Here is a 20,503-nt window from a genome sequence, read left to right on the forward strand (position 1 = left end):
GGCTTTAGGTTTTACTGTATCGAATAATAAATTAGAACTTGGCTTCCAGTGCAAGACCGAAATGACGTCCCTCACCCACTGTCACATCTGTATTGGTTCCACCAGCTAGATAATCCTGATCGAATAGGTTCTTCACATTAAGGCGAACACTCAGATCAGTACCTTTGATATCCATGGTATAAGCGGCGCCAATATCAAAACGAACATAAGCATCTTTGCTAATCGTATTATCTGTATTAGCGAAACGTTCACCCACATAGACTGCACCAAAGTTAAGTGCCAGCGCTTCAGTCACCTCGTAACGTGTCCAGATGTTAGCCGACCATTCAGGCGCATCCACAGGTGTCTTACCATCTAAACGATCTTCTTCTGGACGAACATATTCAGCATCGAGATACATCATCGACCCCGACATAAACCATTTCTCAGTAAGCTGACCCTGGGCGCCCATTTCAAACCCCTTATGACGCTGCTCACCAGATTGAGTGGTAATAGTCTTGTCGCCACTCGTCGGGGTCACCTCAAGATCTTGAGTCACTGTGACATTCGATACCGTAATATCGAACAGCGCACCGGTTAACAGTAGACTGCCATCGAAAAGCTCCCATTTGGTACCTATCTCATACTGCTCACCATATTCGGGATCCAAATTCATTTTGTCATTCACATCATCAGGATCATTGACCATTCCCTGAGGCGTAAAGCTCTTTGAATAGTTCAAATAGATGCTACCGTTCTCCGCGGGTGAATAGATCACCCCAAACTTAGGTGATACGGCATAACTGTTGTTACCCTCACCGTCCTTCTTCTGCTCGTCGTAGCGCACGCCAGCCAATAGCTGCCAGCTATCATTAAGGGTAATGAGATCTTGAATATAGAAACCGTAATGCTTGTAGTCAGACTCAGACTTAGTCGTGTCGCGATGATAGTCCAAGTCCGGGCGAGGCACTGGCTGCCCCGGCATAACCAACTGATTCTTGTCACCCGCCTCTTTTAGCTGGCCATAGTAGTAGTCCAGCATATTGGCGCCGATCAGCAACTTATGTTCGACATCGCCGGTACTAAAGTCACCGGTAAAGTCGATAAAGCCCGTCTTATGTTGCCAGTCGTCATAACGGTCGAACGGGCTGATGGTGTAGCCATCCGTGAAGGGATCTTCCGAACCATTTACCAGGCTAGGGGAAGAATCTAAACGCTGACGATTAAACTGCTGGTCGTTATAACCCGCCTTGATCTGCCAGTTGTCACTGAGATGATAGGTCAGTTCGGCACCCAGATTTGAGATAGTATTGTCGGTAAAGGCCCAGGGTTGATCCCAAATGATATCACGGCCACCAATGAGCTCGCCTTGACTGTTGAGCCAGCCACCGCGGTCTATGCCCGTCCTATCCTGAGTATGATCATACTTAAGCGACAACATGAGATCGTCAGTGATATCAAACTCCAGGTTCAGATATCCAAGCCAGCGATCCCGCTCCTGATTAGTGCCATCCTGATACTCTCTCCAGTATTGGGTGTCTTGCTTAACCAACACGGTACGATAACGAATGGTTTCCGCTTCATTGAGGCTACCACCGGCATCCAGCTGGAAACGGGTAGAGCCGTGCTCATCGGTATCAAAACCAAATTCAAACAAGTTATCGTAGGTGGGTTTCTTGGTGACCATGTTGATCAAGCCGCCTGGGCCAGACTGGCCATAAAGCATGCTTGATGGTCCCTTTAGCACTTCTACCTGTTGCAGAGTTTCGATTGGCTGCACATAGTGAGACCATTGCTGCTGACCATTGATCAGATACCCCGACCCCGATGACAGCTCAAAACCACGAATATTAAATACTTGGCGGTTCCATTTTTCACTGCCACTGGTCACACTGGAGTCATTCACCAGAACCTCAGACAGATTGGTGGCCAGCTGCTCATCGGTCACAAAGTCTGGAATAACCGCAACAGATTGTGGTGTGTCCATCAGATCGATATCACCTCTCATGGCACCGGATGCAACTCCCACTTTATAGTCGTTAAAGGTGCGGCCTGAAACCGTAATGCGCTCGATATTGGCTTCAACCACACTGCTCTTCTCACCATCTTCAGCCAATACAGGGGTACTGACTAATGCCGCTAACACAGCAAAACCGACAGGAGAATAATTAAACGAATACAGCTTAAATGCCATGGAAACCTCACCACTCAACAACATAGGAAACGAAAGTTGCCGCCAATATAAATGAGAATCGTTTTTATTTAAGCTAATTTACATCCCTTTACATTAGAGAGAGATCTCGCTCACTCTCAGGCGCAATAGCAAAAGCCTGGTTAACTAGATAATTAAGTTAGGGGCATAAAAAAAGCGACCACCTGGGTCGCTTCTTCTACAACAGTAAGCTTATTTCTTCTTTTTCACCGGACGTGTCCAGCCTGTTAGATGGCGCTGTTTCACTCGGGTGATCACCAGCTCATCGGCCGCCACATCACGAGTAATGGTCGAGCCAGCCCCCAAAGTAGCACCTTTACCAATAGTCACTGGCGCCACTAACTGAGTATCGCTACCCACAAACACGTCGTCTTCGATAATGGTCAGATGCTTGTTAGCACCATCATAGTTACAGGTGATGGTGCCGGCTCCGATATTCACACCAGCCCCTACCTGAGCGTCGCCAATATAGGCTAAATGGCCCGCCTTAGAGCCTTCACCCAGCACCGCCTTCTTCATCTCGACGAAGTTACCGATATGGGCATCGCGCTTGAGCTCGGCGCCGGGGCGTAAACGAGCGAATGGCCCTGCACTGGCGGCTTCACCGACAATGGCATTTTCAATAATAGAGTATGGTTTGATCTCGGCATTATCGCCGATCTCACAATCGATCAGGATAGCGCCAGCACCAATAGTGACATTGTTGCCAATAGTAACCTTACCCTGGAATATCACATTCACATCTATCATCACGTCCATACCGACAGTGACCTCGCCACGCACGTCGATACGAGCTGGATCACGCAGGTTAGCCCCATCAAGCATCAGCTTTTCCGCTGCGCGCGCCTGATAGGCACGCTCTAGCTGAGCCAGTTGCACACGATTGTTAGCGCCTTCCACCTCAATAGCAGATTCAGGTTGCGCCGTGGTGATGCTCACACCGTCTCGATGAGCCATGGCTACGATATCGGTGAGATAGTATTCCCCTTGGGCATTGTCCGATGACAACTGACCCAACCAGGCTTTAAGCTGTTTACCTGGCGCAGCCATAATGCCGGTATTGATCTCGTTGATCTTAAGCTGTTCAGCATTAGCATCTTTCTGCTCGACAATACCCACCACCTGTCCCGCTTCACGTACGATGCGACCATAGCCAGTAGGATCAGGTAGATTAACGGTAAGAATAGCCAGGCCATTGTCATCGCGCGCCGCCAACAGGGCTTCCAAGGTTGATGCCTGGATCAGTGGTACATCACCGTAAAGGATCAACACGGTATCATCATCGCCAATATTGTCATTGGCCTGCGCCACGGCGTGACCCGTACCCAACTGCTCAGCTTGCAGCACCCAGTTTAATGCCTGCTCACCCAGGCTGGCCTTAAGCTTGTCGGCGCCATAACCATAAACCAGCTGAACCGTGTCACTTCCTACCTGATGCGCGGTATCTATCACATGCTGAACCATGCTCTTATGGGCGATAGGGTGGAGAACTTTAGGAAGATCTGAACGCATGCGGGTTCCTTTGCCTGCGGCCAAAATAACGACATTCAGTGCCATGAAGATATCCTTGGGTAATTGCTGGTGGTATTGGGTTAAGCTCAAATTGAGTCGGCTGATTTTAATAGATCGCGCCGCCAAAAGCGACACACAGGGACCTCTTTAACCCAGTTAGAAGGTGATCACCTTGTCAGATTCGAGCAGCCACTGTGCCAGTTCGTCCATGGTAGCCTTAACACATCCCTCGATCACATCAAGTTCAATAAGGCCGCGAGCCTGCACACAAGAAGTGCAATACTTAATCTCAGCCCCCTGCGCCAGAATAATCTCCAGCATCTGTTGTAGGTTGTAACCTTCGCCCGGTTGCTGCCTAGGTAACACAGCTGTCACAGCATCGGACAATAGAAACAATTTTACCTTGGGGACTGTAGCCTGCTCATTTAACTGTATTGCCAGACGTAAGGCATTAAAGAGTTTCTCTGACCCGTAAGGCGCGTCATTGACGACGATTAAGACTTGTTGCATGGAATCATCCCTCATTAAAAACAGGAGCATAAGCCTATCATTGCCATTAGGGCGAAACGTCTGACTCGATCACGTAAAAGGAGTCAACAGGGAATTCAGAGATGGGAAAAAGATACAAAAAAGGCGGTCACCTCTCGGTTTCCGCCTTTTATCATCAAACAATAACCTTATCTGGCAATGTTCTTCTTGATGGTCTCTACAACGCGCAATTGAGCGATAGCCTGAGCTAATTCAATCGCTGCAGCGGCATAGTTAAAGTCTGCGCCAGCGTTAGCCATATGGGCTTCTGCACGACGCTTGGCTTCTACGGCTGCCTGCTCATCAATCTCTTCGGCACGCAATACTACGTCAGCCAATACTGATACTGAGAAAGGTTGCACTTCCAGGATACCACCCGAAAGGTAAAACACTTCCTCTTTACCATCTTGTTTGACGATGCGCGCCATGCCAGGTTTGATATGGGTAAGCAAAGGAGCATGACCAGGCATAACACCTAAGTCACCCTCAGCACCTGAGACTTGTAGGTGTGCTACCAGACCCGAAAAGATGCTACTTTCTGCGCTTACAATATCAAGTTGTACTGTCATGGCTGCCATCCGTTCTCCTTAAAATACCAAGCCTAGGGCTCGATTATTTTTTGTTAGCTCGCTCGATAACTTCGTCGATTGAACCTGCCATGTAGAACGCTTGCTCTGGGATGTGGTCGAACTCACCATCCAAAAGTCCCTTAAAGCCACGGATAGTGTCTTTTAGAGATACGTACTTACCTGGAGAACCGGTGAATACTTCTGCTACGAAGAATGGCTGAGAAAGATATTTTTCAATCTTACGCGCACGGGCAACAGTCGTCTTATCTTCATCAGATAGTTCGTCCATACCCAGAATCGCGATGATATCTTTCAGCTCTTTATAGCGCTGTAGTACGTTCTGTACACCACTAGCTACGTCATAGTGCTCTTGGCCAACAACCTGTGGATCTAGCTGACGTGAAGTCGAATCCAGTGGGTCAACCGCTGGGTAAATACCCAGAGAAGCAATGTTACGTGACAATACAACAGTCGCATCCAAGTGAGCGAAGGTTGTTGCTGGTGACGGATCCGTCAAGTCATCCGCAGGTACGTATACCGCTTGAACAGAGGTAATAGACCCTGTCTTAGTCGAAGTAATACGCTCCTGAAGAACACCCATCTCTTCAGCCAGTGTTGGCTGGTAACCTACCGCTGATGGCATACGGCCTAGCAGTGCAGATACTTCGGTACCCGCCAAGGTGTAACGATAGATGTTATCGACGAACAATAGTACGTCTTTACCTTCATCACGGAACTTCTCAGCCATAGTCAGACCGGTCAGTGCTACGCGAAGACGGTTTCCTGGAGGCTCGTTCATCTGACCATAAACCATGGCCACTTTGTCGAGTACGCCAGATTCTTCCATCTCGTAGTAGAAGTCGTTACCCTCACGAGTACGCTCACCTACACCGGCGAATACTGACAAACCAGAGTGTGCTTTAGCGATGTTGTTGATCAGTTCCATCATGTTAACTGTCTTACCAACACCCGCACCACCAAACAGACCTACTTTACCACCCTTAGCGAATGGACATACAAGGTCGATAACCTTGATACCAGTCTCTAACAGTTCAGTCGTGTTTGATTGATCTTCATATGAAGGAGCTTCACGGTGAATCACATAACGCTCATCTTCACCGATAGGACCCGCTTCATCAACTGGCTGACCTAGTACGTTCATGATACGGCCAAGAGTTGCACTCCCAACCGGAACAGTAATAGGTGAACCTGTGTTTACTACCTCGATACCACGACGCAGACCATCTGAAGAACCCATAGCGATGGTACGAACTACACCACCACCAAGCTGCTGCTGAACTTCCAGCACCAAGCCTTCACTTTTGATCTCTAGAGCGTCATAGACCTGAGGTACGGCATCATGTGGAAACTCAACGTCCACAACCGCGCCAATTACTTGGACAACAGTACCTGTGCTCATGATTAATCCTCTAAAACTTGTATTCGTTACCCAGCCTAAACCGCAGCGGCACCAGAAACAATTTCCGACAGTTCCTGCGTAATCGCAGCCTGACGGGCCTTGTTGTAGACCAACTGCAAGTCATCGATAAGTTCACCAGCGTTGTCTGTCGCAGCTTTCATCGCAACCATACGGGCTGCTTGTTCAGATGCGATGTTTTCAACAACACCTTGATACACTTGAGACTCCACATAACGAACCAATAAGGTGTCCAAAAGTTCTTTTGGATCTGGCTCGTATAGGTAGTCCCAGTGATGAGCAATCTCATCATCTTTTGACTTAGGCAAAGGTAGCAGCTGTTCGATCACAGGCGTCTGGCTCATGGTATTTACAAACTTGTTGAATACCACATACAGACGGTCTAGCGTGCCTTCGTTGTAAGCTTGTAGCATTACGCGTACTGTTCCGATCAGGTCGGCGAGTTTTGGTGTATCGCCTAATCCTGAAGCATGAGCAGACACTTTTCCGCCAAAGCTGTTGAAGAATTGTACGCTGCGTGCGCCAATTGGGCAGAATTCAACTTCCGCGCCAGCTTCACGCTGCTTCTTCACGTCCGCGACAACCTTTTTGAATAGGTTGACGTTAAGACCACCACAAAGACCACGGTCGGTTGACACAACAATGTAACCAACTCGCTTGGCTTCTCTCACTTCCAAATATGGATGCTTATATTCGAGAGAACCCTGCGCCACGTGACCGATCACCTTACGCATATTTTCCGCGTATGGACGGCTCGCTGCCATGCGATCCTGCGCCTTGCGCATTTTGCTGGCTGCAACCATTTCCATTGCGGATGTGATCTTCTGAGTGTTCTGAACACTCGCGATCTTGGTTTTAATCTCTTTAGCGCCGGCCATCTTTACTCTCCAATCTGGACCTGAGGTGCCTTAAGACACCTCTGTGTCTTTACCAGGTTTGGGTTTCTACGAACTTGTCGAGGCCAGCCTTCAAACCACCTTCGATGTCGGCATTGTAGTCGCCTGTCTCGTTGATAGTCTTCATTAGGTCAGCATGCTCGCTGTTCATGTAAGAGAGCAAAGAAGCTTCGAAATCACCGATCTTGTTCAGCTCAACGCCTTTTAGGTAACCTTTTTCAGCTGCGAAAATAGACACAGACTGGTCGGCTACGCTCATTGGCGCGTATTGCTTTTGCTTCATGAGTTCGGTAACACGCTCACCATGCTCAAGCTGAGCACGTGTTGCATCGTCAAGATCTGATGCAAACTGAGAGAACGCTGCAAGCTCTCGATACTGTGCAAGTGCAGTACGGATACCGCCAGACAGTTTCTTGATGATCTTAGTCTGAGCCGCACCACCAACACGAGAAACCGAAATACCTGGGTTAACCGCAGGACGTAGGCCTGAGTTAAATAGGTCAGTTTCAAGGAAGATCTGACCATCGGTAATCGAAATTACGTTGGTCGGTACGAATGCAGAAACGTCACCCGCTTGAGTTTCAATAATAGGCAGTGCAGTTAGAGAGCCAGTTGTGCCCTTAACTTCGCCATTAGTGAACTTCTCAACGTACTCAGCGTTAACGCGTGAAGCACGTTCAAGTAGACGAGAGTGAAGATAGAAAACATCACCAGGGTATGCTTCACGTCCAGGAGGACGCTTAAGTAGCAATGAGATCTGACGGTAAGCAACAGCTTGCTTAGACAGGTCATCATAGACGATCAGTGCGTCTTCACCGCGGTCACGGAAGTATTCACCCATAGAGCAACCAGAGTATGGTGCCAGGTATTGCAGTGCAGCAGCTTCAGAAGCGGTTGCAACAACAACGACTGTGTTCGCGAGTGCGCCGTGTTCTTCAAGTTTGCGTACCACGTTAGCGATGGTAGAAGCCTTCTGGCCTACCGCTACGTATACACACTTAATGCCAGAATCTTTTTGGTTGATGATGGCATCAATCGCCAGGGCTGTTTTACCAGTCTGACGGTCACCGATCACCAATTCACGTTGTCCACGACCGATTGGGATCATAGAGTCAACGGCTTTATAACCAGTTTGCACTGGCTGATCAACTGACTTACGTTCAATAACGCCTGGTGCAATCACTTCAACAGGAGAGAAACCATCGTTTTCGATAGGTCCTTTACCGTCGATTGGTTGGCCCAGAGTGTTAACAACGCGGCCTAATAGACCACGGCCAACAGGCACTTCCAAGATACGACCAGTTGTCTTTACTTTTTGACCCTCTGCCAAATCGGCATAAGGACCCATAACTACGGCACCTACAGAATCACGTTCTAAGTTCAACGCGATTGCATAACGGTTACCAGGCAGTTCGATCATCTCACCTTGCATTACATCGGCAAGGCCGTGAACGCGAATAATGCCGTCGCTCACTGCAACGATTGTACCTTCGTTGCGAGCTTCACTAACGACTTCGAACTGCTCGATCCGCTGTTTAATCAGATCGCTGATTTCAGTGGAATTCAGTTGCATGCTCAAACTCCCAATTACGACTGCAGCTTATCAGACAGACGGTTTAGTTTACCGCTGACCGAGCCATCAATGACTAGGTCGCCTGCCGTGATGATTAAACCAGCCACCAGGCTGGCATCTACGCTGCAATTCAGCTTAACTTTGCGTGTGAGACGTTTCTCTAGAGAAGCACTAATTTGCTGCTGTTGCTCTTCGCTAAGCTCAGTGGCAGAAACAACATTTGCTTCAACCTCTTTCGCCCACTCGTTGCTGAACTCATGAAAGAGTTCATATACAGCAGGAAGTACTTCCAAACGACCGTTTTCAGCCATTACCTTTATCAGATTTTGACCTTGCTCATTGACTTGCTCACCACACACCTTAATAAAAAGGTCGGCGAGCTGATTGCTGGCAAGTGCACCAGACAGCAGCGGCTTCATCGTCTCGTTTTCACTGACTTGAGCGGCAAAGCTAAGCATTTCGGCCCAGCTTTCTACTGCGTTTTTTTCAATAGCAAAGTCAAATGCTGCCTTTGCGTAAGGGCGAGCGATGGTGCTTATTTCAGCCATAACTCACTCCCTTATCAAAGTTCAGCAACTAGTTTATTAACTATGTCACTGTGGGCGGCTTCATCAATCGAACGCTCAAGGATCTTCTCTGCACCAGCGATGGCCAGAGCAGCAACTTGCTTACGCAAGTCCTCTTTCACGCGATTACGTTCAGCTTCAATTTCTGCTTTACCCTGAGCGATGATTTTCGCACGCTCAGCGTCTGCTTCGGCTTTGGCCTCATCGACAATCTGAGCTTTACGCTTGTTAGCTTGCTCAATGATTTCGTTAGCAGTTGCCTTAGCTTCTTTTAGTTGGTCGGTAGCTTTCGCTTGAGCCAACTCAAGGTCTTTTACAGCACGATCAGCATCAGCTAGACCGTCGGCGATCCTTTTTTGGCGCTCTTCGATGGCATTCATCAAAGGGGGCCAAACAAACTTCATGCAGAACCACACGAAGATAATAAAGGCAACCGTCTGACCGATTAGGGTAGCGTTGATATTCACAACAGCCTCCTATTTAGATTAAAGACAGAAGCGTTGATTACAGCATTGCACCCAGTGGGTTAGTAAACAGCATAAATAGTGCAATACCTACACCGATCATGGTTACCGCATCCAATAGACCAGCAACAATGAACATCTTAACTTGTAGCATAGGAGCCATTTCTGGTTGACGCGCAGCGCCTTCCAAGAACTTGCCACCTAGTAGGCCGAAACCGATAGCGGTACCTAGAGCACCCATACCAATCAGTAGAGCAACAGCGATAGCTGTCATGCCTAATACAGTTTCCATCTCTATCTCCAATATTCTAAATCTTTAGTTAGTTTGTGATTTAGCTTAAAAAAAATTTCTTCAGCAACCCTTAATGATCTTCATGTGCCATGCTGAGATACACGATCGTCAACATCATGAAGATAAACGCCTGTAGAGTGATAACCAAAATATGGAAGATTAACCAACCTAGTTGTAGAGTCACACCTAGGGCAGATAACGCCATGTTAGCACCATACATCAGCGCAATAAGGATGAAGATCAACTCACCTGCGTACAAGTTACCGAACAGACGCAATGCCAATGAAATAGGCTTAGCAATCAGAGTAACCGACTCTAATAGGAGGTTGACGGGTATCATTGCCTTATGGTTAAAAGGCTGTAATGTCAGTTCTTTAACAAAACCTGAAACGCCCTTGACTTTGATGCTGTAGTAAATAATCAGCACAAACACACCAATAGCTAAGCTGAAGGTGATGTTTAGGTCAGTCGTTGGAACCACTTTCATGTATGGGATACCAGCAGCCATCGCTAGTTCAGGAATCCAGTCAACTGGAACCATATCCATGAAGTTCATCATGAATACCCAAACAAAAATAGTTAATGCCAACGGAGCAATAACAGGATTGCGGCCATGGAAGGTTTCTTTCACGCTAGAATCAACAAATTCAACAATCATCTCGATAAAGCACTGAAGCTTACCGGGAACTCCTGTCGTTGCTTTCTTGCCAACGCTGCGGAATAGCCACAAGAATAGAACACCAAGCCCAACCGAAAAGAACAACGAATCAATGTGCCATGTCCAGAAGCCTTCACCAACACTTAAGTTGGTAAGGTGGTGCTGGATATAGCCCTGCGGTGTTAACGCTTCACCAGTTGCAGCCATGATTCATCCCACTTAACTTTGCTTGAAGTATAAAGGAGCTGTCCAATGCACTATTAGCGCCGAGATATAGCAAACAAAAAGCGGCATAAAGACCACTTGAAGATTGATAAATACCAGCGAAAACATTGCTATGGTTAACAGCAACTTTACCGCTTCCCCCCAGTAAAAGGTTTTCATAACCTTTCCTGCTGAACTTGCTCCCGTGTGGGAAAAAGCGAGGGTCGCGAATACAAAATTAGGGAGTACAGCAATTGCACCACCTGCTAAAGCAGATAATCCATACTGAGCTCCCCACACGGCGAAAAAGACAATTGAAACACCCCCAGCCACCGCCGCCTGTGCCAACACCAATTTATAGGCAGACCACCGGCCACGACGTGCTAAAACCTTGCTCAATTCATCTTCTCCGCATTCATACTTTTTGTTTCTGTGACCAGATTAGAATTTATTAGGCCATCTAGAGGTACAAAAAGCTTGCGAAAGTATACCTTTTCGCACATTCAAAGCAAGTTCAAGGTAAGTAAAAAAGGGGACTTTTAACGTGATCTACGCCAAAAGTCTAAAAGTAGAAGATTAACAGATGTCACAAAGTTACATAATATTGCGTTAACTTAGGAAAATTATCGGATTTTCTCAATAATTCCATCTAATTCTGCCAAATTTTGATAGTTAATTACCATTTTGCCCTTGCCTTTTTTGTTGTGGCTAATGGAAACTTTAGCCCCCAATTTTTCAATTAATTGGCTCTCTAAACGGGCGACATCCTGATCTTTTGCGGGTTTATCGACAATTTCAGGTGGATTTAAGGTTTTATTAACTAATCGTTCAGTTTCACGAACAGTTAGTTCTTTAGCACTGACCGTTCTGGCCAGATTAGTTTGTTCATCCCCGGATAGGGCAAGCAAGGCTCGAGCATGACCCATATCGATATCGCCATACTCCAACATACGTTTTACAGGCTCTTCTAATCCGTTCAAACGTAAAAGATTTGATACAGTTGTACGCGACTTACCTACAGCATCAGCCGTTTGTTGATGGGTCAGATCAAACTCTTCTATCAGACGGTTCAAGGCGATAGCTTCTTCCATCGCGTTAAGATCTTCGCGCTGAATGTTCTCAATCAAGGCAATAACACCGGCCGCCTCGTCTGGCACCTGTTTGACGATACATGGCACCTTGTCGAGTTTAGCCAATTGAGATGCTCTCCAGCGACGCTCACCGGCGATGATCTCATAACCTTTATCTGACACCTTACGTACCACGATAGGCTGAATGATCCCCTGGGCTTTTACCGACTCAGCCAGCTCTTCTAACGCTTCAGGTGACATATCCTTACGCGGTTGGTACTTACCCGGCTGCAGCAGATCCAGCGCAATCATCTTGAGTTCTTCATTGGTGCTCAGGCTCGACTCTTCATTGTGCCCTTGCTTAGCTGCCGCATGGCTAGTGCTTAACAGTGCGTCTAATCCTTTGCCTAGACCACGTTTTTTGGGTGTCATCTGTTTTTCCTTAAGCTTGCTCTAACTGAGAATGTTGCTCTGCACGTCTAATGATCTCACCAGCTAAAGCAAGATAAGCCTTGGCGCCGGCGCTGGACTTATCATAATACATGGCTGGTGCACCAAAACTTGGCGCTTCAGCTAGTCTCACATTGCGAGGGATAACGGTGCGATATACTTTATCGCCAAAATGCTGTTTAAGTTGATCTGATACATCATTGGCCAATCGATTGCGGGGATCGTACATAGTACGCAAGATCCCTTCGATCGCTAATCCAGGATTGACCATGGCGGCCAGCTTGCTGATGGTATCCATCAGGGCAGTGAGTCCCTCTAGGGCGTAATACTCACATTGCATTGGCACCAAGACAGAATCGGCCGCCGACATGGCATTGACCGTCAGCATGTTTAATGAAGGCGGGCAGTCGATAAAGATAAAATCATAATAATCTTTGACGGGCGCCAGGGCATTACGCAGACGGATCTCTCGGGCAAAAAACTCCATCAATTTGATCTCGGCGGCGGTAACGTCACCATTACCGGCAATCAGATCGTATTTGCCTGCCGTGTTGCGATAAACCACTTCCTCGACCGTTTTTTCCTCGACCAAGAGTTCATAGGCGGTATTTTCGACACTGTACTTATCGACGCCACTCCCCATAGTCGCATTACCTTGAGGATCGAGATCGATAAGCAACACTTTACGCTTAGTGGCCGCTAATGAAGCCGCTAAGTTCACACAAGTCGTTGTTTTTCCGACGCCACCTTTCTGGTTAGCCACGGCTATCACTTTACCCACAATATCATCCTGTCTATCACGTTCGCCGATTCGATAGTAAAACTCTTTATCAAATTGCTTGAACTGGTTAAATAATGCAACTTTATAACCCTGGGAACTAAGCCGCTTTGACCACCCGCAAGAGGTGGCGCTGTTCATCGAGACGAGGGACGCGTAATTCAATGGTATCGGTCAGGGTAAAACCATCAGGAATACTGGCCATCTCTTCATCGCTCAGCTGTCCCTTTAAGGCATAGAAACACCCTGTCGATTTAGGCAGATGGTGACACCAGTGCAGCATATCCTGGATAGACGCAAAAGCACGACTGAGTACGCCATCAAACTTCTCTTCGGGTTGATAGGCTTCAACACGACTCTCGACCGAACTTATATTACCTATCGCCAGCTCAAATTGAACCTGTTTTTGAAAACGAATACGTTTACCCAAACTATCGAGCAATACAAACTCTTTGTCTGGGTTCATGATCGCCAGCGGGATCCCAGGTAAACCAGGGCCTGTCCCCACATCGATAAAACGTTCACCCACCAGATAAGGGCTCGCCGCAAGGCTATCCATGATATGGCGAATCAACATCTGCTCAGGATCTCTCACAGATGTCAGGTTATAGGCCTTATTCCATTTGGATAACATGCCAACAAAATCAAGCAATTGCTGTTTCTGTTTCGGCGTTGCCGTCATCTGCATCTCGGCAAGATAGGTTTCTAGTTGGGCTGATAACACTGAAGTATCCTCGATAAACAATGGGATATTATGAAGCCGAGTGACCGGTATGGGAAGGGCTTAGCCTCCCATACCGGTCATCAAAATGATTAATTACGAGATATTACGCGCTTTTTTTGAGCAAACCGCGTTTTTTAAGGTGAACCAACAAAATAGAGATTGCCGCCGGAGTCACCCCAGAGATGCGTGATGCCTGACCGACCGTATCGGGTTTGTGGTCATTAAGCTTAGCAATCACCTCATTAGACAGACCTGGAACCTCTTGATAATCGAGATTCTGAGGAAGCCCCGTCTTTTCATGGCGGATCGCTTTGTCGATCTCATCTTGCTGACGTTGGATATAACCCGAATATTTCACCTGGATCTGCACCTGTTCCGCAGCACGCGGATCTTCAATGGCCGGACCAAACCCTTCGACATTCATTAACTTAGGGTAATCCAGCTCAGGTCTACGCAACAGCTCCTCGAAGGTCGCTTCACGGGTAATAGGCGTCTTTAGATGCGGATTAAGGGCATCGACCAGAGGCGAGTTTGGATGTATCCATTGGCTACGCAGACGCTGCAGCTCAAGTTCAATCGCTTCGCGTTTGGCATTAAACTTCGCCCAGCGATCATCGTCCACCAAACCTAATTCACGTCCCTTCTCGGTGAGACGCAGATCGGCATTATCTTCACGCAGCAACAGGCGGTATTCCGCACGGCTAGTAAACATGCGGTAAGGTTCTTTGGTACCCAGGGTGGATAGATCGTCAACCAATACGCCCAAATATGCCTCGTCACGACGTGGACACCAGGCTTCTTTGCCTTGTACCTGAAGCGAAGCGTTCATACCAGCCAGTAATCCTTGGGCGCCAGCCTCTTCATAACCTGTGGTGCCGTTGATCTGTCCAGCAAAGAACAGGCCTGAAATGGCTTTGGTTTCTAGGGAGTTTTTCAGATCTCTCGGATCGAAGTAATCATATTCGATCGCATAACCAGGACGAATGATCTCGGCGTTTTCCATCCCTTGAATCGATCTCACCAGATTTAGCTGCACATCGAAAGGCAAGCTGGTTGAGATACCATTTGGATAGATTTCATTGGTATTTAAACCTTCGGGTTCGATAAAGATCTGATGAGAATTCTTGTCGGCAAAACGATTGATCTTATCTTCGATAGAAGGGCAGTAACGCGGACCTATACCCTCGATAACACCAGAGTACATAGGGCTTCTGTCTAATCCACCGCGAATAATCTCATGGGTACGCTCATTGGTATGAGTAATGAAACAGGAGATCTGCTTTGGATGATCTTTCACATCACCGATAAATGACATCACAGGCAGAGGATCATCGCCTTTTTGTTCTGTCATCAGGTCAAAATTGATCGTATTAGCATCGATACGCGGTGGAGTACCTGTTTTTAAACGACCAACGCGAATAGGTAGTTCACGCAAACGATCTGCTAATGAGATCGATGGCGGATCGCCTGCTCTGCCACCGCTGTAATTTTCTAAGCCGATATGAATCTTACCGCTTAAGAAAGTGCCTGCGGTTAACACAATAGCTGGGGCTTCGAAGGCTAATCCCATCTGAGTAACCACACCAATCACACGATCGTTTTCAACAATCAAATCATCAACCGACTGTTGGAAAAGACGTAAATTAGGCTGGTTTTGCAAGATCTGTTGAATCTTAGCCCGATAAAGTGCGCGATCCGCCTGTGCTCGAGTAGCACGAACCGCAGGGCCTTTGCTTGAATTTAAGGTACGAAATTGAATGCCAGCATGGTCAGTTGCAATGGCCATTGCACCACCCAGCGCATCGATCTCTTTGACAAGGTGACCCTTACCAATACCACCAATCGCAGGGTTACAGGACATTTGTCCTAAGGTATCAATATTATGAGTCAATAATAATGTTTTTGATCCCATCCTAGCAGATGCCAATGCTGCTTCGGTTCCGGCATGTCCACCGCCAACAACAATAACATCAAACCGCTCATGAAAATGCATCAGAATACCTTAAAACCTATATCGAAAATAAAATGACATTGCCCAGTGAAAGGACAGAGTTACTCAAGGAGTAGCCGCATATTTTAGCACCTGGAAAGCCTTTGGTGAAAGATCAATTTAGGCCTTTCGATCGCCAAAGGATCTGCTTAATAGATCTTAAGATCTTTATATAGATCTCTTATTATGTTTACTATTAGGATCGCGATCTTCTGTGGGTAAGTCTATTTATCTATATAAATCAAAAGATAACGGCATCTCGATCCTGTGATCTGATCGCGATCTAACTCGAATAAGCTTGTGGGTAGATCGCCTACTTATCCACAGGCGCGATCTTTGCTGGTTTGGGGTGGTGAATAATACAGAGTTAGATCAGATATAAATAATACCTTATCCACATATTTATCATTTGAGATCGTAATATGTGGATAAAGTAGATCTAATCTGTGGGTGAGATCTTAGTTATCGAGAGGGGAAGGATCTAAAGTTTGTCTTGCCAGCTGCTTAACCAAGCCTGGGCGGGTTCTTCAGGAATGGGATCGTATTGCACATCGATCTGGATCTTATCCACATAGACTTGTGCACCGCAGTTTTCCATTGCTTCGATTAATTTTTCCGGCCCTTGGCAGAAGGTGTCGTAACTTGAGTCACCGATAGCGCATAAGGCGTATTTGGTTCGGCTCAGATCTGGCTTTTCACGTTCAATTTCCTCGAAGAAAGGCTGAATATTTTCCGGTAGATCGCCTGCGCCGTGAGTCGATGAAACGATCAACCATAGACATTTGGGATCTAATACGCTTAATTCTGCGGTGAGATGCACCTGAGTTTCATGGCCAAGATCTTCTAACTGAGCGGCTAATTCATCGGCCACATACTCGGCGCTGCCTAATGTAGTACCGACGATAAGTTCTATTTTTGCCATCTTGCTTCCTAAATTCACGCTGTAAGAGGGAGAGACCAACACCTGTGTAGGCCTCTGAATTCCAATATCATGCAGGCAATCATATGCGAAATATCTGTGTTGGTCTTGTGTGAGGTGCCAATTTAGCGAATGAAGATCGATTTCCGTTTGGCTAGTGGCTGTTAGGTTTTACTGGCGTAAAGCAAATAGTTGACCGAGTGACTCTCGGTGATCCGCCAACGGCGGGTCAATGGATTAAAGCGCATGCCTTCAACACTGATGTTAGATAAACCATGAGGTGTGATCATCTCTACCAGTTCTTGGGGTTTTACGAAGTGATGCCAATCATGTGTACCAATGGGCAGGTAACGCATGACATATTCGGCGCCGATAATGGCTATTATAAAGGCACTTAGGGTGCGGTTCAGCGTTGCCATAATCAGTAATCCACCCGGTGCAAGGAGTCGGCAACAGGTGTCGACCAGTGCCGCCTGATCCTCGACATGCTCGATCACTTCGGTGTTTAAGATCACATCATATAATGCATGCTGCTGCAGATCTTCGGCTAAACAATGACGATAGTCGATGGGAAGTGACCAGCTCTCGGCATGTCGGCGGGCTAGGGTGATATTGTGTTCGCTGGCATCTATGCCGACGACTTGTGCGCCTTGGCTTGCTAAAGGTTCACACAAGAGTCCTACCCCACAGCCTATATCTAGTATCTTGAGATCTTCGAAGGGAACATCCTGATTTAGGTCCCGGTTAAAATGGCTGGCGATCGCTTTTTCTATGGCGAGTAGACGGGTTTGGTTGAAACTGAGCACGTGTTTAAACTTGCCGTTGGGATCGCGCCACTCCTTTGCAAGGGTATCGAACTTACCTATCTCGGCCTGGAGATCTATCGCAGTTTTGAAACGGCTCAATCGACTTTTGTCTAGCATTATGGCGTATCTTATAGTTTAAGGTTAAACATCTATACGTTGAGCAATAAGGTTTGGCTCACCTCATATCTTAGCAACTTATTATAGATAAGTAGGGCCTTGCCAGACCTCAAAGCAAGATCACGTTAGTTTGCTGGCGATCGGGTTATGGTTAGCCCACGCTTTTTGTCTGTTCAAGGAAGGGGAATTGATGCAGAAAATTATTTTAGATACGGATCCTGGTATAGATGATGCCATGGCGATCTTATTTGCCGAGGCGCATCCTGACATATCGCTTGAGGCAATCACCTGTGTTTATGGTAACGCCACCATAGAAAATGCTACGGCAAATGCACTGTTTTTAAAGAAAAAGTATTCGCTTAAGGCCGATGTGGTAAAAGGAGCCGAAAAGCCCTTGGTACGTCCACCGGTTGGGCCTACAGTGATCGTTCATGGGGAAACCGGCTTTGGGGACTTTAATGCGCCTCAATCTAATGATTTACAAGCCGATCCCAGACCCGCCTATCAATATATTATCGACAGTGTGAGGGCGCAGCCCGGTGAGATAACTCTAGTGGCAGTTGGGCCGCTAACCAATCTGGCGTTGGCGCTTCAGGCTGCGCCGGATATCGTCGATCTGGTTAAGGAGGTCGTGGTGATGGGCGGGGCCTTTGGCGTTAATGGTCATCGCGGTAATGTCACGCCTTACGCTGAAGCCAACATTCATGATGATCCCCATGCGGCCGATCTGGTGTTTACCGCCAGGTGGCCTGTGACCATCATAGGTTTGGATGTAACCCAAGAAAGCTTTTTTACTCGTCAGTATCTCGACGAACTGCGTGATGAAGCGGGTGAGGTGGGGCAATTTATCTGGCGAATTAGCCGCTTTTATCTCGATTTTTACTCACAAAAGCTGGGACTTGAGGGTTGTCATGTGCATGATCCATCTGCCATTGCCTATGTGATCGACAAGAGCCTGTTTAGTCTGAGGGAGGGACCGGTTCGCGTGGTGACAGATGGACCGGCCGAAGGTCATACCTTACAGAAGTTTGATGGGCGTCAGTATCCCCATGATGATTGGCGTGACAAAGCTTCACAGCGTATCGGCGTCGGGGTTGATGATAAGCGTCTATTACGCCTGTATCGTGAGACTTTGGTGGCCTACGGTAATCCGTCTTAAGCTAAGGTGAAGCCTGGACGGAGTTAGCCGATCGTTTGCAGTTGTGAGGCGAGTAACCAGAAGGCCAGGCTTATGAAGATAACGCCCATGAATTTATTCTGATTGACCCTGAATTTTTCATTATTGAGCAGGGATTGACCTAAGCTGCCAACCAAGGCCACCAGCATCAAGTTAAACACTAGGCCCATCAGATTAAGTACTAGCCCTAAGGCGAGCATCTGCTGGGCCGAACTGACGGCCAATTGACTGGAGACAAACTGGGGTAGAAACAGCACGAAAAAGAGTAATGCCTTTGGATTTAATAGGTTACTTACTACTGCGCGGCGATAGAGTTGCTTAGCAATTTTGTCTTCTTGAACCAGTTCGGGCGTTTGGGCCGGCGTGGCGCGCAGACAATCCCAGCCCATCTTTAGCAGGTAGAGGCCGCCTATTATTCGTAACAGCTCCAGAGCTAGGGGGGTTACTGCTATCAATGCCGATACCCCGAGCGCCGCCAGCAGGGTTAAGATCAATCCCGAGGTGGCATTGCCAAAGCTGGCGTAGATGCCGACCTTCTTGCCATAACTTAGGCTGGAGCTGGCGATCAATAACATATCGGGGCCAGGAATAAGGAGCAGAGCGATCACTGTGGTGAGGTAAAGCGGAAGAAGCGCCAGATCTATCATGATATTTGCAAAAATTTGGTCGTTTAGGGTCAAACAAGGCGCGGATTGTACAGGGTTAGTAGTAGATTAACAGTAATCTCATAGTTAAAGCCGATATGGTGTTGGCAGCTAAGCTTTACGCTTGATAGTAAACAGGTAAAGGTTGCTAGAGCCTGTTTTCCTGCCTAGGTATTTTCACTATACTGCGCTTCCATTTGTGCCGAGTCATATCTATGAAGTCTCATCAGCCCGCATCGACTACTTATCAAGGAAGACCTGCCACTAAAATATTCATCGTAGGATTGCCTCGAACCGGTACCACCAGCGTAAGTGTTGCCTTGCTGGAGATGGGCCTTAGAGTGGCGCATCAGGCCTTTACCAAACAGGCGGTTATTCTCGCCGATGCCGTTTCCGACGCGCCTTGTTTTAGCGATTATCGACAGCTACATAGCCTGTATCCTGACGCTAAATTTGTTTATCTGGATAGGCCATTAGATGCCTGGGTGCCCTCGATGCAGATGCTGCTGAGCCGAATGCTGGTGCACCTAGATCAAGGGCGAGGGCGGTTTCATCCTCTGCTTAAGCGCAGTTTTGGCCATACCTTTGGTATCTATCGAGTAGCTAATCCTATGGATGCAGAGCACCTAAAGACTTGCTATCAGATGCATAAGCAGCAGGTGTTTGAGTATTTTCATCAAAGCCAGGCGTTTACACAGCAGTTTCTGAGTTTGCAGCTGGATCAGCCCCAGAGTTTATCTCGCTTAGCTAGCTTCATTGGTGTGGATATTCCGGTAGCTAGCTCTGAGTCTGAATTTCCGCATCTCAATCGAGGACGAAATGTAGCCAGCTGGGATGAATATAAGCATAAGCTAAAGATCAACAGTAACCTGGCCGGGCCTGAAAATCGTAAGTATTTCAATTACAAAATCTAGTTTATATCAGAGATAGCTTAATT

The 20,503-nt window shown here is 47.3% G+C and carries 21 protein-coding genes; 2 read left to right on the forward strand and 19 right to left on the reverse strand.

Translation table 11 applies throughout. The features are described 5' to 3' along the window. Positions 1-31: 31 nt before the first annotated feature. The 18 genes from CFF01_RS18940 to ubiG form a co-directional block, all read right to left on the reverse strand. Positions 32-2,173: a TonB-dependent receptor gene (locus CFF01_RS18940; protein ID WP_088906011.1), complete on the reverse strand. Its 2,142-nt coding sequence runs from the start codon at positions 2,171-2,173 to the stop codon at positions 32-34. 210 nt (positions 2,174-2,383) lie between these two features. Further along, on the reverse strand, positions 2,384-3,748 hold the full coding sequence (gene glmU, locus CFF01_RS18945) for a bifunctional UDP-N-acetylglucosamine diphosphorylase/glucosamine-1-phosphate N-acetyltransferase GlmU (RefSeq protein ID WP_088906012.1): 1,365 nt from the start codon (positions 3,746-3,748) through the stop codon (positions 2,384-2,386). Between the two features lie 111 nt (positions 3,749-3,859). After that, entirely contained in the window at positions 3,860-4,213 is a 354-nt protein-coding gene (locus CFF01_RS18950; protein ID WP_088905820.1) for a DsrE/DsrF/TusD sulfur relay family protein, read from the reverse strand. Positions 4,214-4,380: 167 nt separating this feature from the next. Next, positions 4,381-4,809: a F0F1 ATP synthase subunit epsilon gene (locus tag CFF01_RS18955; protein WP_011867635.1), complete on the reverse strand. Its 429-nt coding sequence runs from the start codon at positions 4,807-4,809 to the stop codon at positions 4,381-4,383. 34 nt (positions 4,810-4,843) lie between these two features. Further along, on the reverse strand, positions 4,844-6,220 hold the full coding sequence (atpD, locus tag CFF01_RS18960) for a F0F1 ATP synthase subunit beta (RefSeq protein ID WP_033538964.1): 1,377 nt from the start codon (positions 6,218-6,220) through the stop codon (positions 4,844-4,846). A 35-nt stretch (positions 6,221-6,255) separates the two neighbouring features. Next, complete coding sequence (gene atpG / locus CFF01_RS18965) at positions 6,256-7,116, reverse strand: F0F1 ATP synthase subunit gamma (RefSeq protein ID WP_033538963.1); 861 nt, start codon at positions 7,114-7,116, stop codon at positions 6,256-6,258. 49 nt (positions 7,117-7,165) lie between these two features. Continuing rightward, positions 7,166-8,707, reverse strand: a complete 1,542-nt coding sequence (gene atpA / locus CFF01_RS18970) for a F0F1 ATP synthase subunit alpha (RefSeq protein WP_088905821.1) — start codon at positions 8,705-8,707, stop codon at positions 7,166-7,168. A gap of 14 nt (positions 8,708-8,721) precedes the next feature. Then, the gene (gene atpH / locus CFF01_RS18975; protein WP_033538961.1) at positions 8,722-9,255 is read right to left on the reverse strand and encodes a F0F1 ATP synthase subunit delta; all 534 of its coding nucleotides are present in this window, start codon (positions 9,253-9,255) and stop codon (positions 8,722-8,724) included. 14 nt (positions 9,256-9,269) lie between these two features. Beyond that, positions 9,270-9,740, reverse strand: coding sequence for a F0F1 ATP synthase subunit B (gene atpF / locus CFF01_RS18980; RefSeq protein WP_033538960.1), 471 nt, complete (start codon positions 9,738-9,740; stop codon positions 9,270-9,272). Between the two features lie 37 nt (positions 9,741-9,777). Then, the gene (gene atpE / locus CFF01_RS18985; protein ID WP_011639455.1) at positions 9,778-10,029 is read right to left on the reverse strand and encodes a F0F1 ATP synthase subunit C; all 252 of its coding nucleotides are present in this window, start codon (positions 10,027-10,029) and stop codon (positions 9,778-9,780) included. A 70-nt stretch (positions 10,030-10,099) separates the two neighbouring features. Next, positions 10,100-10,894 (reverse strand): F0F1 ATP synthase subunit A, encoded by a 795-nt coding sequence (gene atpB, locus CFF01_RS18990; RefSeq protein WP_033538959.1) that lies wholly within the window; start codon positions 10,892-10,894, stop codon positions 10,100-10,102. A gap of 12 nt (positions 10,895-10,906) precedes the next feature. Continuing rightward, positions 10,907-11,290 (reverse strand): ATP synthase subunit I, encoded by a 384-nt coding sequence (locus CFF01_RS18995; protein WP_033538958.1) that lies wholly within the window; start codon positions 11,288-11,290, stop codon positions 10,907-10,909. A gap of 224 nt (positions 11,291-11,514) precedes the next feature. Then, a complete protein-coding gene (locus CFF01_RS19000; RefSeq protein ID WP_033538957.1) occupies positions 11,515-12,393 on the reverse strand; it encodes a ParB/RepB/Spo0J family partition protein in 879 nt (292 codons plus the stop codon). Positions 12,394-12,403: 10 nt separating this feature from the next. Continuing rightward, positions 12,404-13,192: a ParA family protein gene (locus CFF01_RS19005; RefSeq protein ID WP_033538992.1), complete on the reverse strand. Its 789-nt coding sequence runs from the start codon at positions 13,190-13,192 to the stop codon at positions 12,404-12,406. A gap of 97 nt (positions 13,193-13,289) precedes the next feature. After that, a complete protein-coding gene (gene rsmG, locus CFF01_RS19010) occupies positions 13,290-13,913 on the reverse strand; it encodes a 16S rRNA (guanine(527)-N(7))-methyltransferase RsmG (RefSeq protein WP_033538956.1) in 624 nt (207 codons plus the stop codon). A 103-nt stretch (positions 13,914-14,016) separates the two neighbouring features. After that, positions 14,017-15,906: a tRNA uridine-5-carboxymethylaminomethyl(34) synthesis enzyme MnmG gene (gene mnmG / locus CFF01_RS19015; protein WP_088905822.1), complete on the reverse strand. Its 1,890-nt coding sequence runs from the start codon at positions 15,904-15,906 to the stop codon at positions 14,017-14,019. Positions 15,907-16,384: 478 nt separating this feature from the next. After that, positions 16,385-16,825 carry an FMN-binding protein MioC gene (gene mioC / locus CFF01_RS19020; RefSeq protein WP_088905823.1) on the reverse strand — a complete coding sequence of 147 codons (441 nt, stop codon included), beginning with the start codon at positions 16,823-16,825 and terminating at the stop codon, positions 16,385-16,387. 161 nt (positions 16,826-16,986) lie between these two features. Further along, a complete protein-coding gene (gene ubiG, locus CFF01_RS19025) occupies positions 16,987-17,745 on the reverse strand; it encodes a bifunctional 2-polyprenyl-6-hydroxyphenol methylase/3-demethylubiquinol 3-O-methyltransferase UbiG (protein WP_088905824.1) in 759 nt (252 codons plus the stop codon). 187 nt (positions 17,746-17,932) lie between these two features. Here ubiG and CFF01_RS19030 point away from each other — a divergent pair, with 187 nt between their 5' ends. Further along, positions 17,933-18,904, forward strand: a complete 972-nt coding sequence (locus CFF01_RS19030) for a nucleoside hydrolase (RefSeq protein WP_088905825.1) — start codon at positions 17,933-17,935, stop codon at positions 18,902-18,904. 23 nt (positions 18,905-18,927) lie between these two features. Here CFF01_RS19030 and CFF01_RS19035 read toward each other — a convergent pair whose 3' ends face one another. Then, positions 18,928-19,569 carry a LysE family translocator gene (locus CFF01_RS19035; RefSeq protein WP_198387098.1) on the reverse strand — a complete coding sequence of 214 codons (642 nt, stop codon included), beginning with the start codon at positions 19,567-19,569 and terminating at the stop codon, positions 18,928-18,930. Between the two features lie 212 nt (positions 19,570-19,781). Between CFF01_RS19035 and CFF01_RS19040 the strand changes: the two genes are divergently transcribed. Then, complete coding sequence (locus tag CFF01_RS19040; protein WP_088905826.1) at positions 19,782-20,480, forward strand: sulfotransferase family protein; 699 nt, start codon at positions 19,782-19,784, stop codon at positions 20,478-20,480. Positions 20,481-20,503: the final 23 nt, after the last annotated feature.

It is taken from the genome of Shewanella marisflavi, from assembly GCF_002215585.1.
GTDB classification, from domain to species: Bacteria; Pseudomonadota; Gammaproteobacteria; order Enterobacterales; family Shewanellaceae; genus Shewanella; species Shewanella marisflavi.